The following is a 23,791-nucleotide window of genomic DNA, read 5'->3' on the forward strand; positions in this document are numbered from 1 at the left end:
ATCCGGGCGGTGTGGTAGACCGGGCGGATGCGGCCTCGGCTCAGGCGCCTGCTGGGGATGATTCTCGGCCTGGTCGCAGCCGCGTCGCTGGCCGGCTGCGACGTCACCGGCACGGCCACGATCAGGGCCGACGACTACGTCGACCTCGATCTGCGGGCGGTCGTCGACGGCAATGAACTGTGCTACTGGCAGTTCGGCGAGACGGTGCGCACCGAAGAACGCCGGATGTGGCGCGGCAGCCAGCGGCTCTGCCTGCTGCAGGGCACGGTGCACAAGGAGGAGTTGCGACGCTGGGGCGTGAGCGTGTCGCACCTCGGCGAGCGCATCGAGGTGTCGTTCAACCCGCTCGGCGTGGCCACCACCAGCAGGTTCACGGCGGCCTCGGTGGGCATCGACGACCTGGCCGTCACTGTCGAGTTCCCCGGTCAGGTGCAGGAGAGTACAGGCATCGTCGAGGGCAACACGGTCCGTTTCACCGACGTCGATCAGCTGGCCGAGCCGATGGGACTGTCGGCCGTCGGTCTCGACCACGCCGGCCCGTCCTGGGCGCTGGTGGGCACCGGGGCCGCGTTCGGGCTGGGCGTGCTGAGCACCGCGCTGCTGTGGGCCTGGCGACACCGCCGCCACCAGCTGACGGCGGCCCTGCCGGACCTACAGCCCGAGCACGCTGCGCCCGCGCCCGCGGCGCCCGTCGGTCCGCCGGGGGGCCCCACCCCGGGCAGCCTGCTGCCGTCCGACCTGGCGTCCGGGGCGCACGCCCCGCCCGGCGGCAGCGGCTGGGAACGGCCGGGTACGACGCCACCCGACGCGCAGGGCAACGCTCCGCCCCCGGTCCACGCCAAGTGGGCGCCGCCGGCGTCCTGACGACCGACGCGGTGTGCGGCCCCGCCGGACGCTGTGGGACGATGAGAGGCGTACCTTTCGTCACCCGCGAGTTCCCCGGAGTTGAACCATGGCCATTCCGTCCTTCGTCGACGCTGCGACCCTGACGGTCGCCGGCGGCAACGGTGGGCACGGCTGCGCGTCCATCCACCGGGAGAAGTTCAAGCCGCTGGGCGGCCCCGACGGCGGCAACGGCGGCAACGGAGGATCGGTGATCCTGCGCGTCGAGCCGGGGTTGACCACCCTGGTCGAGTACCACCGGCAGTCCCAGCGCCGGGCCCAGAACGGACAACCCGGCAAGGGCGACCATGCCAACGGTGCCAATGGTGAGGACGTCGTGCTCGCGGTACCCGACGGCACGGTCGTCCATGATGCCGACACCGGCGCCGTCCTCGCCGACCTGGTCGGGGCGGACGCCGAGGTGGTCGTCGCCGCGGGCGGGCGCGGGGGGCTCGGCAACGCCGCGCTGGCGTCCTCCTCGCGCAAGGCGCCCGGTTTCGCACTGCTCGGCGAGGAGGGGGAGAGTCGGCGGGTCACCCTCGAGTTGAAGGTGCTGGCCGACGTCGGTCTGGTGGGCTTCCCGAGCGCGGGCAAGTCGTCGCTGATCGCCGCCATCAGCCGGGCCCGGCCCAAGATCGCCGACTATCCGTTCACTACCCTGATCCCGAACCTGGGCGTTGTGGTCGCGGGCGAGGTGACGTTCACCGTCGCCGACGTGCCCGGACTGATCGAGGGGGCGTCAGAGGGCCGCGGGCTCGGCCACGACTTTCTGCGGCACATCGAACGGTGCCAGGCGATCGTGCACGTCATCGACTGCGCCACCTACGAGCCCGGCCGCGATCCGTTGACCGACCTGGACGTGATCGAGGCCGAGCTGGCCGCCCACGGCGGGCTGGAGGACCGGCCGCGGATGGTGGCGCTGAACAAGGTGGACGTGATCGACGCCGCCGAGCTGGCCGACATCGTCCGGCCCGACGTGGAGGCCCGCGGGCTGCCCTGCTTCGCCATCTCGACCAAGACCGGCGAGGGGCTGCAGGCGCTCACGTTCGCGATGGCCGACCTGGTCGCCGAGCGCCGGGCGTCCGCCCCCAGGCCCGAGCCGAAACGCATCGTCATCCGGCCCACCCCCGTCGCGGGCGGTCCCGAGTTCTCGATCCGCCGGCAGGGTGACGGCGAGGGCGGCTTCGTCTGGCGGGTGCGCGGCGAGAAGCCCGAACGATGGGTGCGGCAGACCGACTTCGGCAACGGTGAGGCGGTCGGGTACCTGGCCGACCGGTTCGCCCGGTTGGGCATCGAGGATGCCTTGCTGGCAGAGGGCGCCCGCGCCGGAGATGCGGTCGCCATCGGAGGCGGAGACAGTCCGGTCGTGTTCGACTTCGCCCCTCAGGTCGAGATCGGCGCCGAGCTGCTGTCGCGCCGTGGCGAGGACCAGCGGCTGTTCGACGAGCGCGAGTCGGTGAAGCGGCGGCGCGCCCTCGACGCCGAGTACCACGCGGCGAAGGCCGCCCAACGGAGCACGCGGCTGGCCTCGGAGGGCTACCACCCACCCGATGCCGACGAGGACGACCTTGACCGGCCCGGGAACGACGAATGACCGCACGACCCGCGATCACCGACGCCCAGCGGATCGTGGTCAAGGTCGGCTCATCGTCGCTGACCGGACGCAACGGGCTGGACGGCGACCGGATGGACGGCCTGGTGGGTGTGCTGGCGGGTCTGCGGGCGGCCGGCAAGGACGTCGTGCTGGTGTCGTCCGGTGCGGTCGCCGCGGGCATGCCGGCCCTGGGCATGAAGCATCGGCCGCGTGACCTGGCCAGTCAGCAGGCGGCGGCCTCGGTCGGGCAGGGCCTGCTGATCGAACGCTACGACGCGCTGTTCGCAGCCCACGGGCTCGTGGTCGGCCAGGTGCTGCTCACCGTCGACGACCTGACCAGGCAGGCCAACTACCGCAACGCGCTGCGCACGTTCACCCGGCTGCTGCAGCTGGGTGCCGTCCCGGTCGTCAACGAGAACGACACCGTCGCCACCCACGAGATCCGGTTCGGCGACAACGACCGCCTGGCCGCCCTGGTGGCCCACCTGGTGCAGGCGGACGCCCTGCTACTGCTGTCCGACGTCGAGGCGCTCTACACCAGGCACCCGTCCGAACCGGGGGCGGAGAAGCTGAGCGAGGTCGCCGACGTCGACGACCTGGACGTGGACACCAGCCGGATCGGCTCGGCGGTGGGCACCGGCGGCATGTCCACCAAGTTGCAGGCGGCCAGGATCGCTACCGCCGGCGGCATCCCGGTGGTGCTGGCCTCCTTCGCCGACCATGCCGCGGCGCTGGCGGGCGACGATGTCGGCACCCTGTTCCATCCCACCGGCAAGAAGCGTTCGCGGCGGCTGATGTGGCTGGCCTATTCGTCGCAGGCCAAGGGTGACCTGGTGCTGGACGCCGGCGCGGTCCGGGCGGTGCTGGAGCGCAAGGCGTCCCTGCTGCCGGCCGGGGTGATCGCGGTGCACGGTGATTTCCTGGCCGGCGAGCCGGTCCGGCTGCTCGATCCGGCCGGCGCGGTGATCGCCCGGGGCATCGTCAACTACGACGCCGCCGACCTGCCCGGACTCCTGGGCCGCAGCACCCACCAACTGGTCGAGGAGCGGGGGCCGGAGTTCGACCGCGAGGTCGTCCACCGCGATGCGCTGGTCGTGAAGCTGCGCAAGGCACGCTGACCGTCACCGTTCAGCGCCGGAGAGATCCCGGCGTACGCCTGGATGACGAGGCCCTACTGGGGTGGGCCCAGAGATTCGTCATCCCGGGCTTGCCCCGGGATCTCTGGTGAGAGTCTGGGCGCCCAGAGGCTGAACCCTTCGGGCAGCAGGGGCGGCAGCAGCCGGCGGATCAGCGCCGCCAGCTCGCTCTGCCGCTCGACGGTCAACCGCTCGGCCTGCATCGTGACCGACACGGCCGCGACCACCGCACCGCCCTGCATCAGCGCCACACCCATGCAGGCGACCCCCGGCTCGTTCTCCTCCAACTCCGTGGAGTAGCCGCGGCTGCGCGTGGTGCGGAGCACGCCCGCCAGTTCGTCGGGACTGACCGGCCGGCGATGCAGGTAGGCGGGCAGCTGGTCGTCGGGGACGCCGCGGGCGGCCAGCAGGGCGCGCCCCATGGCCGAGGTCGCCGCCGCGGTCCGCTGACCCACCTGCGACCAGACGCGGATCGCGCGATCGGTCTCCACCTTGTCGACGTAGAGCACCTCGTCGCCCATCAGCACGCCCAGGTGCACCAGCTCGTCGGCCTCGCGGGACAACGCCACCAGCGCCGGATGCAGCGCGAGGGCGAGGGTCTGCGGTGTGGCGAAGCCGTCGCCGAGTGCCATGGCCGCCGAGCCGAGCAGGTAGTCGCCGTTGACGCCGGACTGGTTGACGAAACCGCGTGACCGCATAGTCGACAGGGCCCGATAGGCGGTCGACTTGTTCACCCCGGTCGCGCTCGAGAGCTCGGCCAGCGACGCGCCCTCGGGCCCGGCCGCGGCCACTGCGGTCAGCAGGCTGAGCGCACGGTCGATGGCTTCTACGCGCGGTGTCTCGCTCATAGACCGATCATGCCTCGACGTTTCGCTCAATGCAACGAACGGTGCTCCCAAAGAAATCAGGCTTGCAGATTGCTGCACGTTCATGCCAGAATGTTTCATACAACGAATCTTCCGTTTCAATGAATGAAATGAGTTGAGATGTCTCTCACCGAAGAGATCCTCGCCCGCCGGATTGTTCCCGTCGTCGTCGTCAACGACGCCTCCCGCGCGTCCGGCCTCGCCGACGCACTCGTCGCCGGCGACCTGCCCGTGGCGGAAGTGACGTTGCGCACCGCTGCGGCTCCCGAGGTCATCGCGACCATGGCGAAGAAGCCGGGACTCCTGGTCGGCGCCGGCACCGTGCTCACCCCCGGTCAGGTCGATCTGGCGGTGGACGCCGGCGCGACGTTCCTGGTCAGCCCCGGCTACAGCCCGGCCACGGTCGCCCGTGCCTCGGAGCGGGGCGTCCCGATCGTGCCCGGCACCGTCACCCCCAGTGAGGTGATGGCCGCACTGGCGGCGGGGCTCACCACCCTGAAGTTCTTCCCCGCCTCGAACTACGGCGGGGCCGGCACGCTGAAGGCCTTCTCGTCGGTCTTCCAGCAGGCCAGGTTCGTGCCCACCGGCGGCGTGTCCGCCGGCAACCTCAGCGACTACCTGAGCCTGCCGAACGTCCCTGCCGTCGGGGGTTCGTGGATGGTGCCCGCCAAGACGGTCGACGCCGGTGACTTCGACACCATCCAATCCCTGTGCAGTGAAGCGGTGGCCGCTGCCGCCGACGAGTGACCAGCCGAACCACCCCGTCCCGTTCGACCGACCCCCCGAGGAATTCGACCCATGCCCAATCAACTCACTCTGCGGCCCGCCGACGAGTGCCGCTATGACGCCCTCGCCCTCGGCGAGGTGATGCTGCGGCTCGATCCCGGCGAGTTCCGCATCCGGACCGCCCGCAGCTTCACCGCGTGGGAAGGCGGCGGCGAGTACAACGTCGTGCGGGGCCTGAGCCGGGTGTTCGGCCAGCGCGCCGGTGTCATCACCGCTTTGGTGGACGACGAGGTCGGCCACCTGATCGAGGGCTTCATCATGGCCGGCGGGGTGGACACCTCGCTGATCCACTGGGCGCCCTCGGACGGCGTGGGCCGCACCGTGCGCAACGGCCTCAACTTCACCGAGCGCGGCTTCGGCGTCCGCGGCGCCAAGGGCGTCAACGACCGCGGCAACACCGCGATCTCGCAGCTCAGCCCCGACGACGTCGACTTCGACCACATCTTCGGCGCCCTCGGCGTCCGCTGGCTGCACACCGGCGGCATCTTCGCCGCGCTGTCCCAGACCAGCGCCGCCACCGCGCTGGCGGCGATGAAGGCGGCCAAGAAGTACGGCACGATCGTCTCCTACGACCTCAACTACCGGCCCAGCCTGTGGAAGAGCATCGGCGGCCAGGAGCGTGCCCAGCAGGTCAACCGCGAGCTCGCCGAGTACGTCGACGTGATGATCGGCAACGAGGAGGACTTCACGGCCTCGCTCGGCTTCGAGATCGAGGGTGTGGACGAGAACCTCACCGAGCTGCCGATCGACGGCTTCGCCCGGATGATCGAGACCGCCGCCGCGGCGTTCCCGAACTTCCAGGTGATCGCCACTACGTTGCGGGCCGTGCATTCGGCCTCCGACAACGACTGGAGCGCGCTGGCCTGGTCTCCGGCGGACGGCCTCAAGCGGGCCGCCGACCGCAAGCACCTGGAGATCCTCGACCGGGTCGGCGGCGGTGACTCGTTCGCCTCCGGCCTGTCCTTTGGCCTGATCAGCGGCGAGGACATCCAGACCGCCGTCGAGTACGGCGCGGCGCACGGTGCCCTGGCGATGACCACTCCCGGCGACACCACCATGGCCACCAAGGCCGAGGTGCTGAAGCTGGCCGGCGGCGGCAGCGCCCGGGTGGATCGGTGACGGCCGTGGGCGATGTCATCGAGAAGGTCGAGGTGCTGGTCTCCAGCCCCACCCGCAACTACGTCACCCTGCGACTGACCACCCGCGACGGCATCGTCGGGCTGGGCGACGCCACCGTCAACGGACGCGAACTGTCCGTGGCCGCCTACCTGCGCGACCACGTCGGTCCGCTGCTGATCGGCCGCGACCCGGGCCGCATCGAGGACACCTGGCAGTACCTGTACCGCGGGGTCTACTGGCGCCGCGGCCCGATCGGCATGGCGGCCATCGGCGCGGTCGACATCGCCCTGTGGGACATCCTCGGCAAGCGCACCGGGCAGCCGCTCTACCAGTTGTTCGGCGGACGGGTCCGTGACCGGCTGGCCACCTACCGGCACGCCTTCGGCTGGGACCTGCCGGCCCTGCTCGAACAGGTGGACGCGCACCGCGAAGCCGGCTTCACCAACATCCGGGTGCAGACCGGCGTGCCGGAACTCGACGTCGTCTACGGGGTCACCAAGGACGGCCCGGTATACGAGCCGGCCGGCAAGGCCGCCGCGCCAGCCGAGGAGACTTGGGACGCCGAGGCCTACGTCCGCTACGTGCCCGGCGTGATCGCCGGCGTCCGTGAGCATGTCGGTCCCGGCGTGAACCTGCTGCACGACGCGCACCACCGCCTCACCCCGATCCAGGCCGCCCGGCTGGGCAAGGCACTGGAGGAGGTGGGCATGTTCTGGCTCGAGGACGTCACCCCGGCCGAGGACCAGGAGGCGCTGCGGCTGGTGCGTCAGCACACCACCACGCCGCTGGCCATCGGTGAGGTGTTCAACACGATCTGGGACTGCCAGTACCTGATCTCCAACCGGCTGATCGACTACATCCGGGCCGCGGTGGTGCACGCCGGCGGGATCAGCCACATCCGCAAGATCTTCGCGCTGGCAGAGGTGCACGGCGTCCAGGCGGCGCCGCACGGGCCGTCCGACGTCTCGCCGATCTCGCTGGCGGCGTCGATTCACCTGGGCGTGGCGACCCACAATTTCGCCATCCAGGAGTACATGGGCTACCCGGACCTGGTGCACGAGGCGTTTCCGCACGCCTGGAGTGTCGAGGCCGGCCACCTGCAGCCCGGCGACGAGCCCGGCCTCGGTGTCAGCCTCAACGAGGAACTGCACAGCCCCGACGACTATGAGCCCGCCTACCTGCCAGTCGCCCGCCGGCGCGACGGCACCCTCACAGATTGGTGATCGATGACGATTCAGCCGCTTTCCCGCGCCAGCCTGACGGTCCCCGTTCTGGGCGCCAGCGCGCCGCCGACCCCCGGGATGCTGCATCTCGGCATCGGTAACTTCCACCGTGCGCACGCCGCCGTCTACACCGCCAAGGCGATGGCGGCCCAGGGCGGTGACTGGGGGATCGTCGCGGTGGCGAACCGCAACCGCCGGGTGGTCGACGCCCTCGCGGGGCAGGACCACCTGTACTCGATCCTGGAGCTGTCCAGCGCGGGGGAGCGGGCCGACGTGATGGACGTCCATCGCGAGACCATGGTCGCCGCCGAACAGACCACGGAGCTGATGGCCCGGATCGCCGATCCGGCCATCCGGATCGTCACCCTGACGATCTCCGAGAACGGCTACTGCCGCAACGCGGTCACCGGTGATCTCGACGTCGACGGCGCCCTGGTCAGCGCCGACCTGGCCAACCCGGACGCCCCCCGCACCACCATCGGCCAACTCGCCGGTGCGCTGATCCGGCGCTACCAGGGCAACGCCGAGCCGATCACCATCCTGTCCTGCGACAACCTGGTCTCCGCCGGGCACACCGCGCACAAGATGGTCAGCCAGTACCTGCAGGCCACCGCCACCCCGGACGGCTTCCACGACTGGTTCGCGGCCTCGGTGACCTTCCCCAACGCGATGGTCGACCGGATCGTCCCCGGCACCACGGACGCCACCCGCGCCCGGGTGCGTGAGCTGCTCGGAGTGGTGGACGCCATTCCGGTGCCGGCCGAGCGGTTCAGCATGTGGGTGATCGAGGACCGGTTCGCCGCGGGCCGTCCGGCCTGGGAGGAGGCGGGCGCCATCTTCTCCGACGAGGTCGAGGCCTACGAACTGGTGAAGTTGAGGCTGCTGAACGGCTCGCACTCGCTGATCGCCTACCTGGGCGGGCTGTCGGGCGCCGAGACCATCCCGGCCAGCTTCGGCCAGGACTTCGTCCGCGAGAGCGTCACCGCGCTGCTCAACGACGAATACCTGCCGAGCATCGAGTTGCCGAGCGGCTTCGACCCGCAGGCCTACATCGCCGAACTGTTCGACCGGTGGAGCAACCACGCCCTGGGCGATGCCACCGCACGAGTCGGCTCGGACGGCTCACTGAAGCTGCTGCAACGGGTGCCCGACCCGGCGCTGCGGCTGCTCGGCCTGGGCGAGGTGCCGCAGCAGTTGTCGCTGATGGTGGCCGGCTGGATCGCCTGCGTGGCCCCGCCCGCCGGGTTCGCCCCCGGGCCCATCGCCGACGCCATGGTCGAACCGGCCCGCGAACGGCTGGCCGAGGTCACCGCCGTCGCCGGCTCGGTCAGGGCCCACGTGGAAGGCATCCTGCGCGGCGGCTTCTTCCCCGACGCGCTGGCCGCCTCCGATGTCTTCGTCGCCCGGGTCGCCGAGCTCCTCGACATCATCGTCAGCCACGGCGTCCAGGATGCCGCGCGGGCGGCTTTGGACGCCTGACCCCTGCCGGACGAACAACCCAAGACCCGAACACCTCGAACTCACGAAGGACAGTCGATGAAGACCCTGAAGATCCACGGTGCGGAGAACATCACCATCGAGGACGCCCCGATTCCCGAGCCCGGCGAGGGAGAGGTGCGGGTGCGGATGCAGTACGGCGGCATCTGCGGCTCCGACCTGCACTACTACTTCCACGGCCGCAACGGCGCTTTCGTCGTCAACGAGCCGTTCACCCCCGGCCACGAGATGTCCGGCGTGGTCGACCTGGACCCGTCCGGACGCTGGGCGGCCGGCACCCCGGTGACCATCGCGCCCGCCACCTACGGGCACTCCGAACCCGGCATCGAGGACCGCAAGTACCTGTGGCCCGGCGGCAGCTACTTCGGGTCGGCGTCCACCACGCCGCACACCCAGGGCGGCATGAGCGAGTACCGGGTGGTCAAGGACTTCATGATCCGCGAACTGCCCGAGGGGCTGTCGGTGCGCGACGCCTCGCTGGCCGAGCCGCTGGCCGTCGCCCTGCACGCCATCGCCATCGCCGGCGGTGTGGAGGGCCAGAAGGTGCTGGTGACCGGTTCGGGGCCGATCGGGCTGTGCACGGTCGCGGCCGCGGTTGCGCTCGGGGCGTCGGAGGTGACCGCCACCGACATGCTGGAGGGCCCGCTACAGCGGGCCAGGGCCGTCGGCGCCGCGCACACCATTCTGGCCGGTGTGGACGAGGTGCCGGCGCTCACCTATGACCTCGCCTTCGAGTGCTCCGGGGTTGCGCCCGCCGTCAGCCAGGCGCTGGCGGCCGTCCGCCGGGCGGGCACCGTGGTTCAGGTCGGGATCCTGCCCGCCGACAAGATCGCGGTGAACCTCGAACCGCTGGTGTCGCGCGAGGTGCGCTACTTCGGCACCTTCCGCTTCGACGACGAGATCGAGGGGGCGGTGACCATGCTCGCCGAGCATCCCGAGATCGCCAAGGTGATCACCCACGTGATCGACGCCGACGACATCGTCGAGGCCTTCCAGACCGCGCGCAACAGCCAGGAGTCCGGCAAGGTCGTCGTCTCGCTCTGGCTCGACGACGAAGGCCAGGCCACCGCCTGAGCCGCCCCGGCGCCCGGCCCCCGGACCGCCGATCACCCGCCCCCACCACAACGCTCACCCGGATACCGATCGCTCGCCCAGCGTGGCGAGCCCTCCGTAGCAGGGGAGCGCCTGGACAGGCGTCCCACCGCCCGACCAGGCACCGCCCTCACCAACCCAACCCTGCAAAGGAGCAGTTGACGATGACTGCAGAGAATGCGGCCGGCAGCCCCGGTGGCTCCGTCGCCCAGCGCACGACCAAAGACCTGGCCAAGGCAGCCGTTTCCGGCTGGCTGGGCACGGCCCTCGAGTTCATGGACTTCCAGCTGTACTCCCTGGCCGCGGCCCTGGTGTTCAGCAAGGTGTTCTTCCCCGGCGAAGCGCCTGGTGTCGCGGTGATCGCGTCCATGGCCACCTACGCCACCGGCTATCTGAGCCGTCCGCTCGGCGCCTGGTACTTCGGGCGCCTCGGCGATCGCGTCGGCCGGACGAAGGTGCTGTTCTACACGATCGCCCTGATGGGCGTCGCGACCACGCTGATCGGCTTCCTGCCGACCTACGGGCAGATCGGCATCATGGCCCCGATCCTGCTGGTGGTGCTGAGGCTCGCTCAGGGTTTCGGCGCTGGCGCCGAGATCGCCGGCTCGTCGGTGATGCTGACCGAGTACGCCCCCCGCAAGAACCGCGGTCTGGTCGGCTCGCTGGTGGCGCTGGGCACCAACTCCGGCACGCTGGGCGCGTCCGCCATCTGGGGCGTCCTGCTGGTCACCCTGTCGACCGACGCCGTGATCGAGTGGGGCTGGCGGATCCCGTTCATCGCCTCCGCCCTGATCATGCTGTTCGCCGTCTGGCTGCGCCGCAGCCTGAAGGAGTCCCCGGTCTTCGAAGGCCGCGCGGACGTCGTCGAGGGCGAGGCGCTCAGCCGCGAGGAGCTCGACAAGGCCGCCGCGCACGACAACGTGCTCGCCGAGGCCCTGCACGAGCGCAAGGGCAGGGCGTTCTTCGAGGGCTTCTTCCTGCGCTTCGGCCAGGCGGGCAACTCGGGCATGATCCAGACCTACCTGATCAGCTACATCACCACCGTGCTGATGCTGGCGGGCTCCATCGGCACCGGCGTGGTCATCACCTCGTCGTTGATCGGCTTCGCCACCGTGCCGCTGGTCGGCTGGCTGAGCGACAAGGTGGGCCGCAAGCTGATGTACATCGTGATGTCGTCGATCTCGATCGTGCTGGCCGTGCCGATGATCTACATGATCGCGACCAAGGACGTCTCGAGCGTCTTCGCCGGCTACATCATCATTCACCAGACGTCGGTGCTGGCTCTGGCATCGCTGGAGAACAACACCATGTCGGAGCTGTTCGGTGCCCGCGCCCGCCTCACCCAGCTGGCGCTGGCCAAGGAGCTGGCGGCCATCGTCGCCACCGGTATCGGCCCGGTCGTGGCCGCCGCCCTGGTGGTCGGCTCCGGCGGTTCGGCCTGGCCGATCGCCATCATGATCGCCTTCTTCTCGGTCTGCTCGCTGGGAGCCGCGATCGTCATGCCCGAGACCGCTGGGCGTGACCTGACGGCGCTGAACGACGCACGCAAGGGCGAGGCCATCATCGGCCCGTTCGCCCGTAAGGAGCGGGCCGCGCTCGGCCTGCCCACTCCTGAGGAGGAACTGGCCAAGCTCGGCTGACCCGCCTCACCGCAGGGGCCGTCCGGTTGTCCGGGCGGCCCCTGTGCGCGTCCGTGCCCGAGGCATCCGATTTCATCAGACGTCCGATATACCGATTTTCGACCTCGATCCGGATCGAAACGTTTCAGTCGCCGATTCGAGGCATCGACGTCGAAATTCGGTATATCGGCAGGTGGTGAGATGTCCGCCGGTGTCTGACCGGCCCGCCCTCGTGTGCCGCCGGGGCTATCCTGCCGCGGTGAGCTTCCTCGACCAGGCGCGGGCCGCCAAGAGCGCCTCGATCACCCTCGCCACCCTGAATCGGGCGTGCAAGGACGCCGCCCTGCACGCCATGGCCGACGCGCTGGCCGACGCCGAGGACGCAGTGCTGGAGGCGAACCAGCGCGACGTCGAGTCGGCCCGCGCCAACGGCACCTCCGAGGCGCTGATCGACCGGCTGCGGCTCAACCCGCAGCGGGTGGACGCCATGGTCGGCGGGCTGCGCGATCTGGCGAACCTGCCCGACCCGGTCGGCGACGTGATCCGCGGCTGGACCAACGCCAACGGCGTCCAGGTGCGTCAGGTGCGGGTGCCGTTCGGCGTTGTCGGCATCATCTACGAGGCACGGCCCAACGTCACCGCCGACGCGGCCGGCATCTGCGTCAAGTCGGGCAACGCGGCGCTGCTGCGCGGCTCGTCCTCTGCGCTGGAGTCGAACCGGGCCATCGTGACCGCCCTGCGCGCCGGTCTGGACGCCGTGGGGCTGCCGGCCGACGGCGTCCAGCTCGTCGAGGGCGGCCGCGAGGTGACCGACGAGTTGATGGCGGCCCGAGGCCTGGTCGACGTGCTGATCCCACGCGGCGGGGCGGGCCTGATCAACGCCGTCGTCGAGGGCTCCAAGGTGCCGGTTATCGAGACCGGCACCGGCAACTGCCACATCTTCGTGGACGCCTCGGCCGACCCCGACATGGCGCTGCGCATCCTGCTCAACGCCAAGGTGCAGCGGCCCAGCGTGTGCAACGCCGCCGAGACGCTGCTGGTGCACGCCGCGATCGCCGACACCTTCCTGCCCAAGGCCTTGGACGCCCTGGCCGGGCAGGGCGTCACGGTGCACGGCACGGACGCCGTCCGCGGCTACTCCGAGGCCGTGCAACCCGCGGGACCGGACGAGTTCGACGGCGAGTACCTGTCCCTCGACCTGGCCGCGGCGGTCGTCGACTCGGTGGACGCCGCCATCGAGCACATCCGGGCGCACACCACCGGGCATTCCGAGACCATCGTCACCAACGACCGCACCAGCGCCGACCGGTTCGTGGCGGGGGTCGATGCCGCGGCCGTTCTGGTCAACGCGTCATCGAGGTTCGTCGACGGCGGCGAGTTCGGGTTCGGGGCGGAGATCGGCATCTCGACGCAGAAGCTGCACGCCAGGGGACCGATGGGGCTGGCCGAGATGACCTCGTCGAAGTACATCGTCACCGGCGACGGCCAGACCCGGGCCTGACAGGTGTCCGTCCCGGGCGTCGGTGCTAGTGGACGGCGCGTGCGCGCCAGTATCATCCCTGCATGGCAATCCTCCTCGAGACCACGGCGCACAACCCGTACTTCCCGTGGATCGTCGGCGGCAGCGTGTTCGCGGTGCTGATGATCGCGTTCCGGGTGGTCTTCGGCTTCGGTAAGAGCCGCCCGCACAGCTGATGACGAATACGGGCATCGCCTGGGCCGACGACGGCTCCAGGCACCGCCGCCTGGGTGTCATGGGCGGCACGTTCGACCCCATCCACCACGGTCACCTGGTCGCCGCCAGCGAGGTGGCCGCCAAGTTCAAGCTCGACGAGGTGGTGTTCGTACCGACCGGTCACCCCTGGCAGAAGGCGGACAGGCAGGTGTCGCTGCCGGAGGACCGGTACCTGATGACGACCATCGCCACGGCGTCCAATCCGCGCTTCTCGGTGAGCCGCGTCGACATCGACCGGCCGGGTTCGACCTACACCCTGGACACGCTGCGCGACTTGCGGCGGCACTACGGCGAGGACGTCGACCTGTTCTTCATCACCGGTGCCGACGCGCTGAGCCAGATCCTCACCTGGCACGGGGTGCTGGAGCTGTTCGAGCTGGCCCACTTCGTCGGAGTCACCCGGCCCGGTACCACGCTGGGCGAGCACGACATCGCGCACCTGCCGCCGGACAAGGTGACGCTGCTGGAGGTTCCGGCGCTGGCCATCTCGTCGACCGACTGCCGCAACCGGGTCAAGGAGCACCTGCCGATCTGGTACCTCGTGCCGGACGGTATCGTGCAGTACATCGCCAAACGGGGCCTCTACCGCTAGAGCGGCGGCCGGCCGCTGACCACGGGCAAAGAAGCAATGGGAGACCGATGACCGCAACAGACCACGCGATCGCACTGACCAGGACGGCCGCCAAGGCCGCCTCGGACAAGCTCGGCGGCGATCTGGTGGCGTTCGACGTGTCCGAGGCGCTGGCGATCACCGACGTGTTCCTGATCGTGAGCGCCTCCAACGAGCGGCAGGTCGGCGCGATCGTGGACGCCGTCGAGGAAGCGCTGCTGGCCCAGCGGGTCAAGCCGGCCCGCCGCGAGGGCCACGGTGAGAACCGGTGGGTGCTGCTCGACTTCATCGACATCGTCGTGCACGTGATGCACACCGAGGAGCGCACCCTCTATGCGCTGGAACGGCTGTGGCGCGATTGCCCACGGATCGAGCTGGAACTCGGCGAAGCGGCGTCCGGCGAGGCCGTCGAGACGCCCTCCACTGCGTCGTGACCGCGGCCCGGGTCGTGCTGTGGCGACACGGCGAAACCGAATGGAACGCGACCGGCCGCTATCAGGGACAGGCGGACGTCGCACTCAACGATCGCGGCCTCGCCCAGGCCAGGGCGGCGGCGCCCAGGCTGGCGGCCCTGGCACCGCAACGGATCGTGGCGTCCGATCTGGTCAGGGCCCGGAGCACCGCTGCCGAACTCGATGCGCTGACCGGCGTGGGGGTCGAAGTCGAGCCCCGACTGCAGGAGATCAACGTCGGCGACTGGGCGGGGCTGACCAACGAGCAGGTGTTCGCCGCGAACCCGGACTTCGCCGAGGCGCTCTACGCCGGCCGGGACGCCCGCCGCTCGCCCTCGGGTGAGACCGGCGCCGAAGCCGGCTCGCGGGTGGCGGAGGCGCTGCTCGACATCGCCGAGGGCACCCCGGACGGCCAGGTGGTCGTCTGCGTCGGCCACGGCTTCGCGCTGCGGGTGGCGACGGTCTTCCTGCTCGGCCTCGACTACGCCCACAACCTGACCCTGGGCGGACTGTGGAACGCGTCGTGGTCGATCCTGCAGCCGGCCGGCGAGCGCTGGCGGCTCCTCTCCTGGAACAACGTCTCCGGTATGACTGAGTGACCGTCATCCGGAACTGAGCGTCTCGGAGCTGAGCGGCATCCCGGGCTGGGCGTCATCCCGGGCTTGCCCCGGGATCTCGGGCGGTCAGTCGCGGGAGTGTCGGCGGCGGGCGAGCGCGAACACCACTCCGGCCGCGACCGCGGTGGCGCCGGTGGCGATCAGCCAGGCCGGTAGGGCGCTCTGGCCGGACGTGGCCGGGGCATCGGGCTCGTGGTCCAACTCGACTGTGCCAGCGCCGCCGTCGACCGTGATCACGTCGCCGGTGCTGATCCGGCGGGTGGCGTTGCCCGTGCCCAGCACGGCGGGGATGCCGTACTCGCGGGCCACGATCGATCCATGGCTGAGGACGCCGCCGATGTCGGTCACCACCCCTGCCGCGACCGCGAACAGCGGTGTGTAGGCGGGGGTGGTGATCGAGGCGACCAGGATCTCGCCGGGCTCGAACGCGGCGAAGTCCTGCGGCCCCTCCAGCACTCGGGCCGGCGCGGTCACCCGTCCGCCCGAGCCGCCGGTGCCGGTCAACACGGGGCCGGTCTGTCCCGAGCGGGCCGGCATCATGCTCTCGAGCCGGGTGATCCAGCCCTGCTGCGGCAGGTACTGCGGCGGTGTGGCCAGCCGCTGCCCCCGCCACGTCATCCGGCGCTGTTCGATCCGCGCGGTGGTGTCATCGAGCCGGCCGACGCCGGCGTCCAGGGCCGCCGCGGCGGCGTCCGCCTCGGACTCGGTCAGCCAGAACACGTCGTCGCCGGACGCCGTCGCGCCGACCTCGACCAGCCGGCGGCCGAGCTCGCGCAGCAGCCGGCGCATCGTCGGCCAGGCGAGCCCCATGGCCGCTAGGGCGTCTTCACGCAGCGGCGCCCAGCGTTGCGCCTTGTCGAGCGTGCCGCGGGCCAGGTGGGCGCGCAGCGGATCGAGTCGGTCGAGCAGTTCGCCGGTGATCCGTTCCCTGCGTTCGGACGCCGCACGCTGCCGCTGCGCCGGGTCGAGACCGCGTCCGGCGATCACGTGCTTCAGCGATTCCAGCACCGGGCCCGGGTCGTCGGCCGGCACCGGGTTGGCGAAGTCGAGGTTGTAGACGGTGTGCCCGAACTCGGCCAGGTAGGCGTCCAGCCGTTGCCGCAGCTCTGCCCAGTCGTCGGCGTCCACCCCGTTCGGCGGCTGGTCGGGAACGGGTCCTGAGGGCAGGGCTGCCACCGCGTCCGGCAGTCCGGGCACCCCGCGGCACCAGACTCCGAGGGCGTGCACCGCCTTCTCGGCACGCATCGGGACGGAGTCGAAGCCGAGCAGGAAGTCCGAGGCGACCGGGTCGTCCTTGCGGCGCAGCGCGGTGTCGTACAGCCGCGTCCAGATCACCTCGCTGGAGGCGGCCAGCGGGATCACCATCTGCACGTTGCTGTAGTAGCGGCAGCCCGCTGCGAGGAGTTCGCGGGTGGCCTGCAGCAGGGTGGCAGCCGGCAGGGCGGCGAGGTCGGCGTCCTGCCATCGGGCGACCGTCTCGCGGTAGGCGGGCAGTGCGACGTCGTGCCACTGGGTGAGCACGAAGTCGCGGCTGGTCAGCAGTTTCAGGGCCGTCGGGGTGAGCCGCCACATCCGGTTCATGGCGTCCGGGCTGTAGTCGTAGTAGGCGTAGCCGTTGATGGTCGGGAAGTCCACATCGGTCATCGCGCCGGCCTGGTCGAACGTGGCAAGCAGGGCGTCCAGCCCGGCGGGCACGGCGGGCCTGATCAGGTCGGCGAACAGCGGCGTCAGCGGGTCGGGCAACTGCTCGGTGATGCTGGCCCGGAAGCACAGGCTCTTCTCGCGCGGCAGCGGCCACTCGGTGGGCGGTTCGCCGGTCGGCTCGGGCAGGGCGGTGATCGGCCGGGCCTGGACCAACTGGAAGGCGCCCCCGGCCAGCACCCACTCGATGTCCTGCGGGACGCCTGCGTGCGCCTGCACCCGGGCGCCCAGCGCGGCCAGCTCGTGCACCTGGGCGTCGGTCAGCGTCGCCGCGGACGCCCGGCCCGGCTCGACGGCCTGCTGCCGGACGCCGTCGGCGGTCGTCACCGTCATCACCGCCTTGGCCGCGATCCGACGCCGCACGGCCTGCCGGTCGCCGTGGTCGACGACGTACTCGTCGGGCTCGACCTGGCCCCCGACCACCGACTCGCCCAGCCCCCAGGCGGCGGTGATCACCGTCTGGTCGCGGCGTCCGTTGCCGGGGTTGGCGGTGAACATCACCCCGGCCACGTCGGCGGGGACGAGTCGCTGCACCACCACGGCGATGCGCGGTGCCGGACCGGGATCACGCCGTGCGCGGTAGGCGACGGCGCGCTCGCCCCACAGCGAGGCCCAGCAGCGCCGGACGGCGTCCAATACGGCTGCGTCGCCGCGGACATTGAGGTAGGTGTCCTGCTGGCCCGCGAAGCTGGCGTCGGGCAGGTCCTCGGCGGTGGCCGACGAGCGCACCGCGACGGCGGGGGAGCCGAGGTCGGCGTAGGCGGTGCTGATGTCCCGGGCCAACTCGTCAGGCACCCGGCCGTGGGCGAGGGCGTCCGCCACCTCGGAAGCGGCGCCGTGCGTCACCGCCTCGGTCAGCCCCAACGCGTCGAGAGCCAAGGCGTAACCGGCGGTGGTGACCACGAAACCGTCGGGTACCGGTAACCCGGCGGCGATCAGTTCTCCCAGGTTCGCACCCTTGCCGCCGGCGGAATCCAGGTCGGCGCCGGACAGTCCGGCCAGGGGCACGACGGTTGGTGACGGATCCGTCATGGGTCCCACTTTTGTTCGCCGGGGCCGATTTCACAACCCCGTGGCGATCCACTAAAGTTGGTCACCGGCCGCAAGGCACGGGGCTATGGCGCAGTTGGTAGCGCGCTTCCATGGCATGGAAGAGGTCAGGGGTTCGAATCCCCTTAGCTCCACCCAAGTGTTCTTACGGGAACAGACGACATCGCAAGAGTTGTCGTGTTCGTGTTCCGTCTCGTTGCCTCGCGCGGCGGCTGTGATCGTCGCGAACGGCTCAGCCAGCACCGGGTGTAGTTGTTCGTCCTCGGTGACTTCGAGGCGCGTGTAGAAGGCTTGGTTCGCGAGCCTGCGATTGCCGTCGTCGGAGTGCGCGTAGGCGTAGTGAGCATCGGTGAGCAGCCGTAGCGAGTCATGGAGGAACGCGCGGCCTCCGGTGTGCTGTTCGTCGTGCTCGGCGAGGCGATGGTCGATGTCCGCGAGTCCGGCCCGGATGCGGTCCTGGTGCCGCTTCAGCGTCGGTAGGTCGATGGCGTCGGCGAAGTGCGCCGCGAGCAGCTTGTCGCTTTCGGCTTCTAGGCGCGCCCGGTTCGCGGTCAGGTCCACGAACTCCTGGTCGCGGCCCGCGCTGCGCTTGTCGAACGCGGCGTCCACTCTCGCGGCGAGGTCGCGGTAGTCGGTTTCGCTGATCGTGATGCTTTTGTAGGAGTCCGCGACCAGCCGCTCGGCCAGATGCACCGGGACGGCGCGTCTGGTGCAGGGGGTCTTCTTGGCCGCTCGGCCGGAGCAGACGAAGTAGGCGTAGGTGGTGCCTCGCGGGTTGGTGGCGAAGTCCAGCAGCATCCGTGATCCGCAGGTGCCACAGTGCAGCAGCCCTTTCAGGTGGTGCGCGTGCCGGACGTGCCGAGTTGCGCGCGCGTTGCGAGCTTTCAGCAGCGATTGCACCTTGTCGAACAGCGCAGGCTCCACGATCGGCTCATGCGCGCCGGGATGCAACGCACCCGTGTAGCGGATCACGCCTGCGTAGTACGGGTTGGTTAGCAGCGCGTAGAACGTCGCCTTGCCGAGCGGCTTGGACGGCCGCTTCGGCGAGGGCACCGTGGTCAGCCCGCGAGCCGTCAGATCGCGCAGCAGCTCGGCCACGGAGACCTCGCCGGTGGCGTACTGCTCGAACGCCCACCCGATCAGCGGCGCGCGTTCGGGATCGACCTCGACCGTGCGGACTTCCCGGCCTTGCTCGTCGGTGCGGCGGACGTTGAGGTAGCCGACCGGGGCGCGCATCGGAGTGCCGCCCTGGGCGAGCTTCTGCGTGAGCCCCTTGGTGACCTCGGTGGCAAGGTTCCGGGAGTAGAACTCCGCAATGGACGACATGATCCCGTGGACGAGCATCCCCGAGGGCGTCTGGTCGATCGACTCCGTAGCCGATACAAGGGTCACCCCGGCAGCCAGGAGCGCCTGATGTATCTCGATGTCGTCGGCGCGGTTGCGGGCGAGCCGGTCGAGCTTGTGCACGATGCAGAACGTGACCGGGCTGGCGGCGATGAACGCGAGCATGTCCTGGAGGCCGTCGCGGTCGGCGGATCGGGCGGACTCGCCGGCGTCGATGAACTCGCGCACGATCCGCGCGCCGAGGTCGGCAGCCTTGCGCTGGTTGGCTTCGCGCTGGGCCGGGATCGAGAACCCTTCCTCGGTGCCGCCGCGCTCAGCCTGCTCCCGCGTCGAGACACGCAGATACGACACGGCCAGCATCGACGGCGTGTCCGCCTCGGCGGTGGCGGTCGTGGTGGGAGCGGTGATGCCCATGACGTGCTCCGATCAATCGGTTCAAGCTGTTTCATCGTCTCGCCGAGCCGGCGGTTGGGCGAGGTCGGGAGGCGGGAGCCCGTAGGGGTCTGGCTCGCCGTTCAGGTAGGCGCGGTGGCGGGCCTCGGCGATGTTCATCACCCACTCCACGAGCCGGTCCACGTCGGGCTGCTCGCGCCCTGTCACCCGTAGCCGCAGGTTCCTCGAATCGCCGTTCATGCAAGGTAGGTGCGCACGCCCTCCCACGACGCGACGCCCCCACCGAGTTACTGCCTCGCGGATCACCCTGTTTCGAGCTACCACGCATCTTGCAGATCGAGGTACAGACCTGTAGGTATGGAATTGTCCTGACGCCAGACTAGCGCGGTCCCGCCGAATCCGACAGCCCGATCCGCGGAAGCCCGAGCAGGCCGCGACCGAGGGCCGCGGTCAGCAGTTCGTCGGCGCTCTCCCGGAACTCCGGAGCCAGCAGTCGCGCGGCAGCATCCGCGACCTCCAGGTCATCGCCGGGCTGGTCGTTCCGAAGACCGAGGATGATCGTCGCCCGGAGGCCGTCGCACCACTCCTGCGTCGCGGTCGCCAGCGGCTTGATCGCCCCGGCCACCGGGTCGGCTAGAAGACGGATGAGTGCCTGCCCTTCCCTGCGCGCGAACAACCGATCCAGCGAAGCCGCGATGCCCGCGTGAACCACATCGGGGTCGGCGTCTGGGCTGTGCTGGGCTTGGCCTTCGAGGAACGCGATCGCGTGGCCGCGCATATGGCTGATCGCATCCAGGGCGAGGTCTTCCTTGCCCCGGTAGTGGTGATACAGGCTCCCATGCCCCATCCCGGAACGCTGCAGCACCATCGTCGGACTCGTCGCCTCAAAGCCCCGCTCCGCCAGCAGCGCGCACATCGCGGCGACGAGCTTCTGCTTCGAGTCATACGCCGGACGCCCCGGCCCCCGCCGCTTCTCCACCATCACCAGCCCTCCGGTCGGCTTCACCGAAATTCCATACAGACTAGTCCGGTTCCCCGTCTGAAAGACGTGTGACCACTCAGACGAGGCGGCTTTGAGCGCCGGAAAACTCGGAGCGCGGAAGTGCCGAAGAACTCAGGGCCGGGTGGCTTTGGGGAATCCGGTCCAGCGGAGTTCGGGGGGCAGGTGGCTCATGTCGTTGAACATGGTGATGCTCGGGAGTCCGGGGCGGTGCTCGATGAGGGTGAGTGCGGTGTTGGCGCTGTTGAGGCCGAGCCATCGTACCGGGGGTGCGTCGAGGGCGTCGCGGATGAGCCAGGCGATCGGGTAGGAGTGGGTGATGAGCACTTCGTGGACGTCATCGCCGTGCTCGGGTGGCGTGGCGAACCGGGCGGTCAGGCTGTGCGCGGTCCGGTTGCCGGCGGCGGCTTCTGCGGGGTCGTAGCCGTCGAAGAACGGCACCCAGGCGTGGGGTGTCTCCTCGGGTGTCGGCACGTAGGGTACGTGGTCGATGAGTTCCGCGGCTTCGGCGACGGGCGTCCCTGGCCGGAGTTGCGCGGCCACTTCCTGTGCGGTGCCGGCGGCGCGGGGCAGCGGGGAGTGCCATACCGCGTCGATGGGCAGGTGCGCGAGCCGCTGGCCGAGGAGCCTTGCCTGTTCGCGGCCGGTGTCGGTGAACTCGCCGAATGCGTCGGCGTCACCGTGTCGTGCGATGTAGAGATACCTGGTTGCCATGAGTTGCTGAGGGCTCGGGCGCCTCGCGCCATCACCCCGTTCCTTTCTGTTGAGTGTGCGGTCGGTGTCAGTCCTGTGCTGTCGTGACGATGCCCTCGGTGCCGTCGACGGTGATCCGGTCGCCGTCTCGAATGCGCATAGTGGCCTCTGGGACACCGAGGACGGCGGGGATGCCATGTTCGCGGGCGACGATCGCCGCGTGGGAGAGCACCCCGCCTGTCTCGGTGACGACAGCGGCGGCGATGTGGAACAGGGGCGTCCAGGCCGGGTCGGTGTAGGGGCAGATCACGATGTCTCCGGGCTGGACGCGGGCGAACCCAGATGGGCTGTGCAGGACGCGGGCTACCCCGGTGACGACGCCGTGGGCTCCCGGCGATCCGACCAGCGACGCACCTTGCGCCGTGGTGGTCCGCGCTGGCAGCGAGGGGAGGGTCGCGGTGATCGGCCTCGCCTGGAGAATCCACGCCTCTCCGTCTGCGATCGCCCATTCGATGTCCTGGGGCTGGCCGAGAAGCCCCGCGATACGGCGACCGAGAGCCGCGAGCATCGCGGCGGTCGCATCGTCAAGTGTCGGGAGTGTCTGCTGTCGCTGCGGCACGTCGTAAGCGGCTACGCCGGTGCTGTGGCGGGTGCGATCGAGCCGTGTTGTCTTGTGCGCGAGGGTGCGGCGGATGCTTCCGTCTGGCGCGACCTCGTAGGCGTCCGGCGTCACGGTCCCTCCGACGATGCTGACGCCCAGGCCCCACGTCGCCTCGATCCGGGTGCTGTCCTCGGGCAGTGTTGGGGTGAACATCACGCCGGACACGTCGGCGTCGATGAGACGCTGGACGAGCACCGCCATGTCCGGCCCATTGTTCACGGCGTCGTCGTCCAGGCGGTTCCGGTAGCCGGTGGCGCGTTCCGAGGACGACGACGCCCAGCAGACCTGAACCGCCTCCGCGACCTCCTGTGTCCCACGAACGGCCAGCACACTCTCGTACTGACCGGCCGCGGACGCGCCGGCGGTGTCCTCGTCCGCGGCCGATGAGCGCACCGCCACGGGCGGATCGCCCATCTCCCCAAGGTGCCGGGCGAGCGCCTGCCTCACGGGCTCGGACACCGAGAACTCGGGATCGCTTCGAGCGGCGCGGTAGGCGGCGAAGGGCACCACGAACCCATCAGGCACCGGCAGACCTGCATGCAGTAGCGCGGCGAGCGCCGCCGCCTTGCCGCCGCAAGTGTCCGCCGTCGCGTTCCGCAGAGTCGTGACCATACCCTCATCCATCAATGATCTGTTGACAACGTTATGTTGATTGTTGAGGATGGGTGCATGGAACGCAAGCACGAGCTCGACCAGTCGGCCGAGCGGGATCGCGCCCAGGCGGGCCGGGAGCAGAATGCGCAGGACCGGCTTCTCGAACTCGGTGCCGATGGTCTGGACGCCCGCCCGTGGCGGCCCGAACCGATACCGCCCACGGCCGTCGAGCTGACGCAGTTCGCGCTCTGGCGCTCCGCCAATCTCGCCCCCGACGATCTGCTCCACGCGCTCGCACTCCTTCCAGCGGCGCGGGCCGAAGTCGAGGGCGTCGAGACCGGGTTGCTGTTCACGGCCAGGACCGCGGGGCTGACCTGGGCGCAGATCGCCGAGGCGATGGGCTTCCGCTCTCCCCAGGCGTGTCAGCAGCACTTCACCCGACTCACCACCAGGCAGGGCGACCGAGCATGACCCGACCCTCGCCGCCGCCTTTGCTAGTCCTGCACGCGGTGCGTCTCCTGGGCCTGGCAGACAGCGCCGCGATCGCCGAGCGCGCCGGGGTCGGCCACGACCACACAGTCGAGGTGCTGCACGACGCGGAGCAGCACGGCTGGGTGCAGTACAACTCGTTCGCGGGGCTGGAAGGATGGTCGCTCACCGAGGAAGGCAGAACCGAGAACGAACGCCAGCTCGCCGACGAGCGTGCCAGCGCCGACCCCGACGACGTGATCGCGGCCGTCCACCGCAACTTCCTCCCGCTCAACGCGCGCCTCGTGCGTGCGTGCACCGACTGGCAGGTCAAACCCACCAGTGAAGACAAGCTCGCTCCCAACGACCACACCGACCCTGCGTGGGACGCCCCCATCCTCGATGAACTCGCCGCCCTCAGCGCGGCGCTAGCCCCGCTGATCGAGCGCCTGGCCGGTGTGCTCATAAGGTTCGCCGGATGCGATACCCGCTTCGACGCAGCACTCCACCGCGCGCGCGCCGGAGAGAACGAATGGGTCGACAGAACGGACATCGACTCCTGCCACCGCGTCTGGTTCCAACTCCACGAAGACCTCGTAGCCACCCTCGGCATCGACCGCAGGACCGAATACTGACCTCACGTTCCTGAGCCATGCGAA

General features: G+C 70.2%; 21 protein-coding genes, 1 tRNA gene and 1 pseudogene. 17 read left to right on the forward strand and 6 right to left on the reverse strand.

Annotated features, from left to right (window positions below; genetic code table 11):
• Positions 1–27: 27 nt before the first annotated feature.
• The 3 genes from OIE40_RS10140 to proB all read left to right on the forward strand — a co-directional run bounded on the left by OIE40_RS10140 (position 28) and on the right by proB (position 3,594).
• On the forward strand, positions 28–864 hold the full coding sequence (locus tag OIE40_RS10140; protein WP_264702076.1) for a hypothetical protein: 837 nt from the start codon (positions 28–30) through the stop codon (positions 862–864).
• Positions 865–952: 88 nt separating this feature from the next.
• Positions 953–2,476: a GTPase ObgE gene (gene obgE / locus OIE40_RS10145; RefSeq protein ID WP_264702077.1), complete on the forward strand. Its 1,524-nt coding sequence runs from the start codon at positions 953–955 to the stop codon at positions 2,474–2,476.
• Complete coding sequence (gene proB, locus OIE40_RS10150; RefSeq protein ID WP_264702078.1) at positions 2,473–3,594, forward strand: glutamate 5-kinase; 1,122 nt, start codon at positions 2,473–2,475, stop codon at positions 3,592–3,594. The genes obgE and proB overlap by 4 nt, the downstream gene beginning before the upstream one ends.
• Before the next feature lie 53 nt (positions 3,595–3,647).
• On the opposite strand, the gene OIE40_RS10155 is transcribed toward proB, so the two are convergent.
• A complete protein-coding gene (locus tag OIE40_RS10155) occupies positions 3,648–4,460 on the reverse strand; it encodes an IclR family transcriptional regulator (protein WP_264702079.1) in 813 nt (270 codons plus the stop codon).
• 138 nt (positions 4,461–4,598) lie between these two features.
• Between OIE40_RS10155 and eda the strand changes: the two genes are divergently transcribed.
• The 11 genes from eda (at position 4,599) to OIE40_RS10210 (ending at position 15,210) form a co-directional block, all read left to right on the forward strand.
• Positions 4,599–5,225, forward strand: coding sequence for a bifunctional 4-hydroxy-2-oxoglutarate aldolase/2-dehydro-3-deoxy-phosphogluconate aldolase (eda, locus tag OIE40_RS10160; protein WP_264702081.1), 627 nt, complete (start codon positions 4,599–4,601; stop codon positions 5,223–5,225).
• A 51-nt stretch (positions 5,226–5,276) separates the two neighbouring features.
• Positions 5,277–6,383: a sugar kinase gene (locus tag OIE40_RS10165; protein WP_264702082.1), complete on the forward strand. Its 1,107-nt coding sequence runs from the start codon at positions 5,277–5,279 to the stop codon at positions 6,381–6,383.
• A complete protein-coding gene (manD, locus tag OIE40_RS10170) occupies positions 6,380–7,606 on the forward strand; it encodes a D-mannonate dehydratase ManD (protein WP_319805220.1) in 1,227 nt (408 codons plus the stop codon). The genes OIE40_RS10165 and manD overlap by 4 nt, the downstream gene beginning before the upstream one ends.
• Positions 7,607–7,609: 3 nt before the next feature.
• On the forward strand, positions 7,610–9,085 hold the full coding sequence (locus OIE40_RS10175) for a mannitol dehydrogenase family protein (protein WP_264702083.1): 1,476 nt from the start codon (positions 7,610–7,612) through the stop codon (positions 9,083–9,085).
• A 57-nt stretch (positions 9,086–9,142) separates the two neighbouring features.
• Positions 9,143–10,177, forward strand: a complete 1,035-nt coding sequence (locus OIE40_RS10180) for an L-idonate 5-dehydrogenase (protein ID WP_264702084.1) — start codon at positions 9,143–9,145, stop codon at positions 10,175–10,177.
• A 182-nt stretch (positions 10,178–10,359) separates the two neighbouring features.
• Complete coding sequence (locus OIE40_RS10185) at positions 10,360–11,835, forward strand: MFS transporter (RefSeq protein WP_264702085.1); 1,476 nt, start codon at positions 10,360–10,362, stop codon at positions 11,833–11,835.
• Between the two features lie 238 nt (positions 11,836–12,073).
• A complete protein-coding gene (locus OIE40_RS10190) occupies positions 12,074–13,315 on the forward strand; it encodes a glutamate-5-semialdehyde dehydrogenase (protein WP_264702086.1) in 1,242 nt (413 codons plus the stop codon).
• A 62-nt stretch (positions 13,316–13,377) separates the two neighbouring features.
• Complete coding sequence (locus tag OIE40_RS10195) at positions 13,378–13,509, forward strand: hypothetical protein (RefSeq protein WP_264702087.1); 132 nt, start codon at positions 13,378–13,380, stop codon at positions 13,507–13,509.
• A complete protein-coding gene (nadD, locus tag OIE40_RS10200; protein ID WP_264702088.1) occupies positions 13,509–14,141 on the forward strand; it encodes a nicotinate-nucleotide adenylyltransferase in 633 nt (210 codons plus the stop codon). The genes OIE40_RS10195 and nadD overlap by 1 nt, the downstream gene beginning before the upstream one ends.
• Before the next feature lie 47 nt (positions 14,142–14,188).
• Positions 14,189–14,593, forward strand: a complete 405-nt coding sequence (gene rsfS, locus OIE40_RS10205) for a ribosome silencing factor (protein WP_264702089.1) — start codon at positions 14,189–14,191, stop codon at positions 14,591–14,593.
• Positions 14,590–15,210 carry a histidine phosphatase family protein gene (locus OIE40_RS10210; protein ID WP_264702090.1) on the forward strand — a complete coding sequence of 207 codons (621 nt, stop codon included), beginning with the start codon at positions 14,590–14,592 and terminating at the stop codon, positions 15,208–15,210. The genes rsfS and OIE40_RS10210 overlap by 4 nt, the downstream gene beginning before the upstream one ends.
• A gap of 84 nt (positions 15,211–15,294) precedes the next feature.
• Here OIE40_RS10210 and OIE40_RS10215 read toward each other — a convergent pair whose 3' ends face one another.
• The gene (locus tag OIE40_RS10215; protein WP_264702091.1) at positions 15,295–17,961 is read right to left on the reverse strand and encodes a PEP/pyruvate-binding domain-containing protein; all 2,667 of its coding nucleotides are present in this window, start codon (positions 17,959–17,961) and stop codon (positions 15,295–15,297) included.
• Positions 17,962–18,040: 79 nt separating this feature from the next.
• Here OIE40_RS10215 and OIE40_RS10220 point away from each other — a divergent pair.
• Positions 18,041–18,113, forward strand: a tRNA-Ala gene (locus OIE40_RS10220).
• Positions 18,114–18,651: 538 nt separating this feature from the next.
• Here the strand turns inward: OIE40_RS10220 and OIE40_RS17035 are convergent.
• From OIE40_RS17035 to OIE40_RS10240, 4 genes and pseudogenes are all read right to left on the reverse strand, one after another.
• Positions 18,652–19,737, reverse strand: a pseudogene (locus OIE40_RS17035) (recombinase family protein); the annotation flags it as partial.
• 358 nt (positions 19,738–20,095) lie between these two features.
• Positions 20,096–20,722, reverse strand: coding sequence for a TetR/AcrR family transcriptional regulator (locus OIE40_RS10230; protein WP_264702093.1), 627 nt, complete (start codon positions 20,720–20,722; stop codon positions 20,096–20,098).
• Between the two features lie 108 nt (positions 20,723–20,830).
• Positions 20,831–21,430: a histidine phosphatase family protein gene (locus tag OIE40_RS10235; RefSeq protein WP_264702094.1), complete on the reverse strand. Its 600-nt coding sequence runs from the start codon at positions 21,428–21,430 to the stop codon at positions 20,831–20,833.
• Positions 21,431–21,497: 67 nt separating this feature from the next.
• A complete protein-coding gene (locus OIE40_RS10240) occupies positions 21,498–22,682 on the reverse strand; it encodes a PEP/pyruvate-binding domain-containing protein (protein ID WP_264702095.1) in 1,185 nt (394 codons plus the stop codon).
• A gap of 57 nt (positions 22,683–22,739) precedes the next feature.
• On the opposite strand from OIE40_RS10240, the gene OIE40_RS10245 reads away from it, so the two are divergent.
• Both OIE40_RS10245 and OIE40_RS10250 read left to right on the forward strand, forming a co-directional pair.
• Entirely contained in the window at positions 22,740–23,135 is a 396-nt protein-coding gene (locus OIE40_RS10245; protein ID WP_264702096.1) for an SANT/Myb-like DNA-binding domain-containing protein, read from the forward strand.
• A complete protein-coding gene (locus tag OIE40_RS10250; protein WP_264702097.1) occupies positions 23,132–23,767 on the forward strand; it encodes a transcriptional regulator in 636 nt (211 codons plus the stop codon). Before OIE40_RS10245 ends, OIE40_RS10250 begins: the two co-directional genes overlap by 4 nt.
• Positions 23,768–23,791: the final 24 nt, after the last annotated feature.

The sequence above is a fragment of the Micropruina sonneratiae genome (assembly GCF_025972045.1).
GTDB classification, from domain to species: Bacteria; Actinomycetota; Actinomycetes; order Propionibacteriales; family Propionibacteriaceae; genus Micropruina; species Micropruina sonneratiae.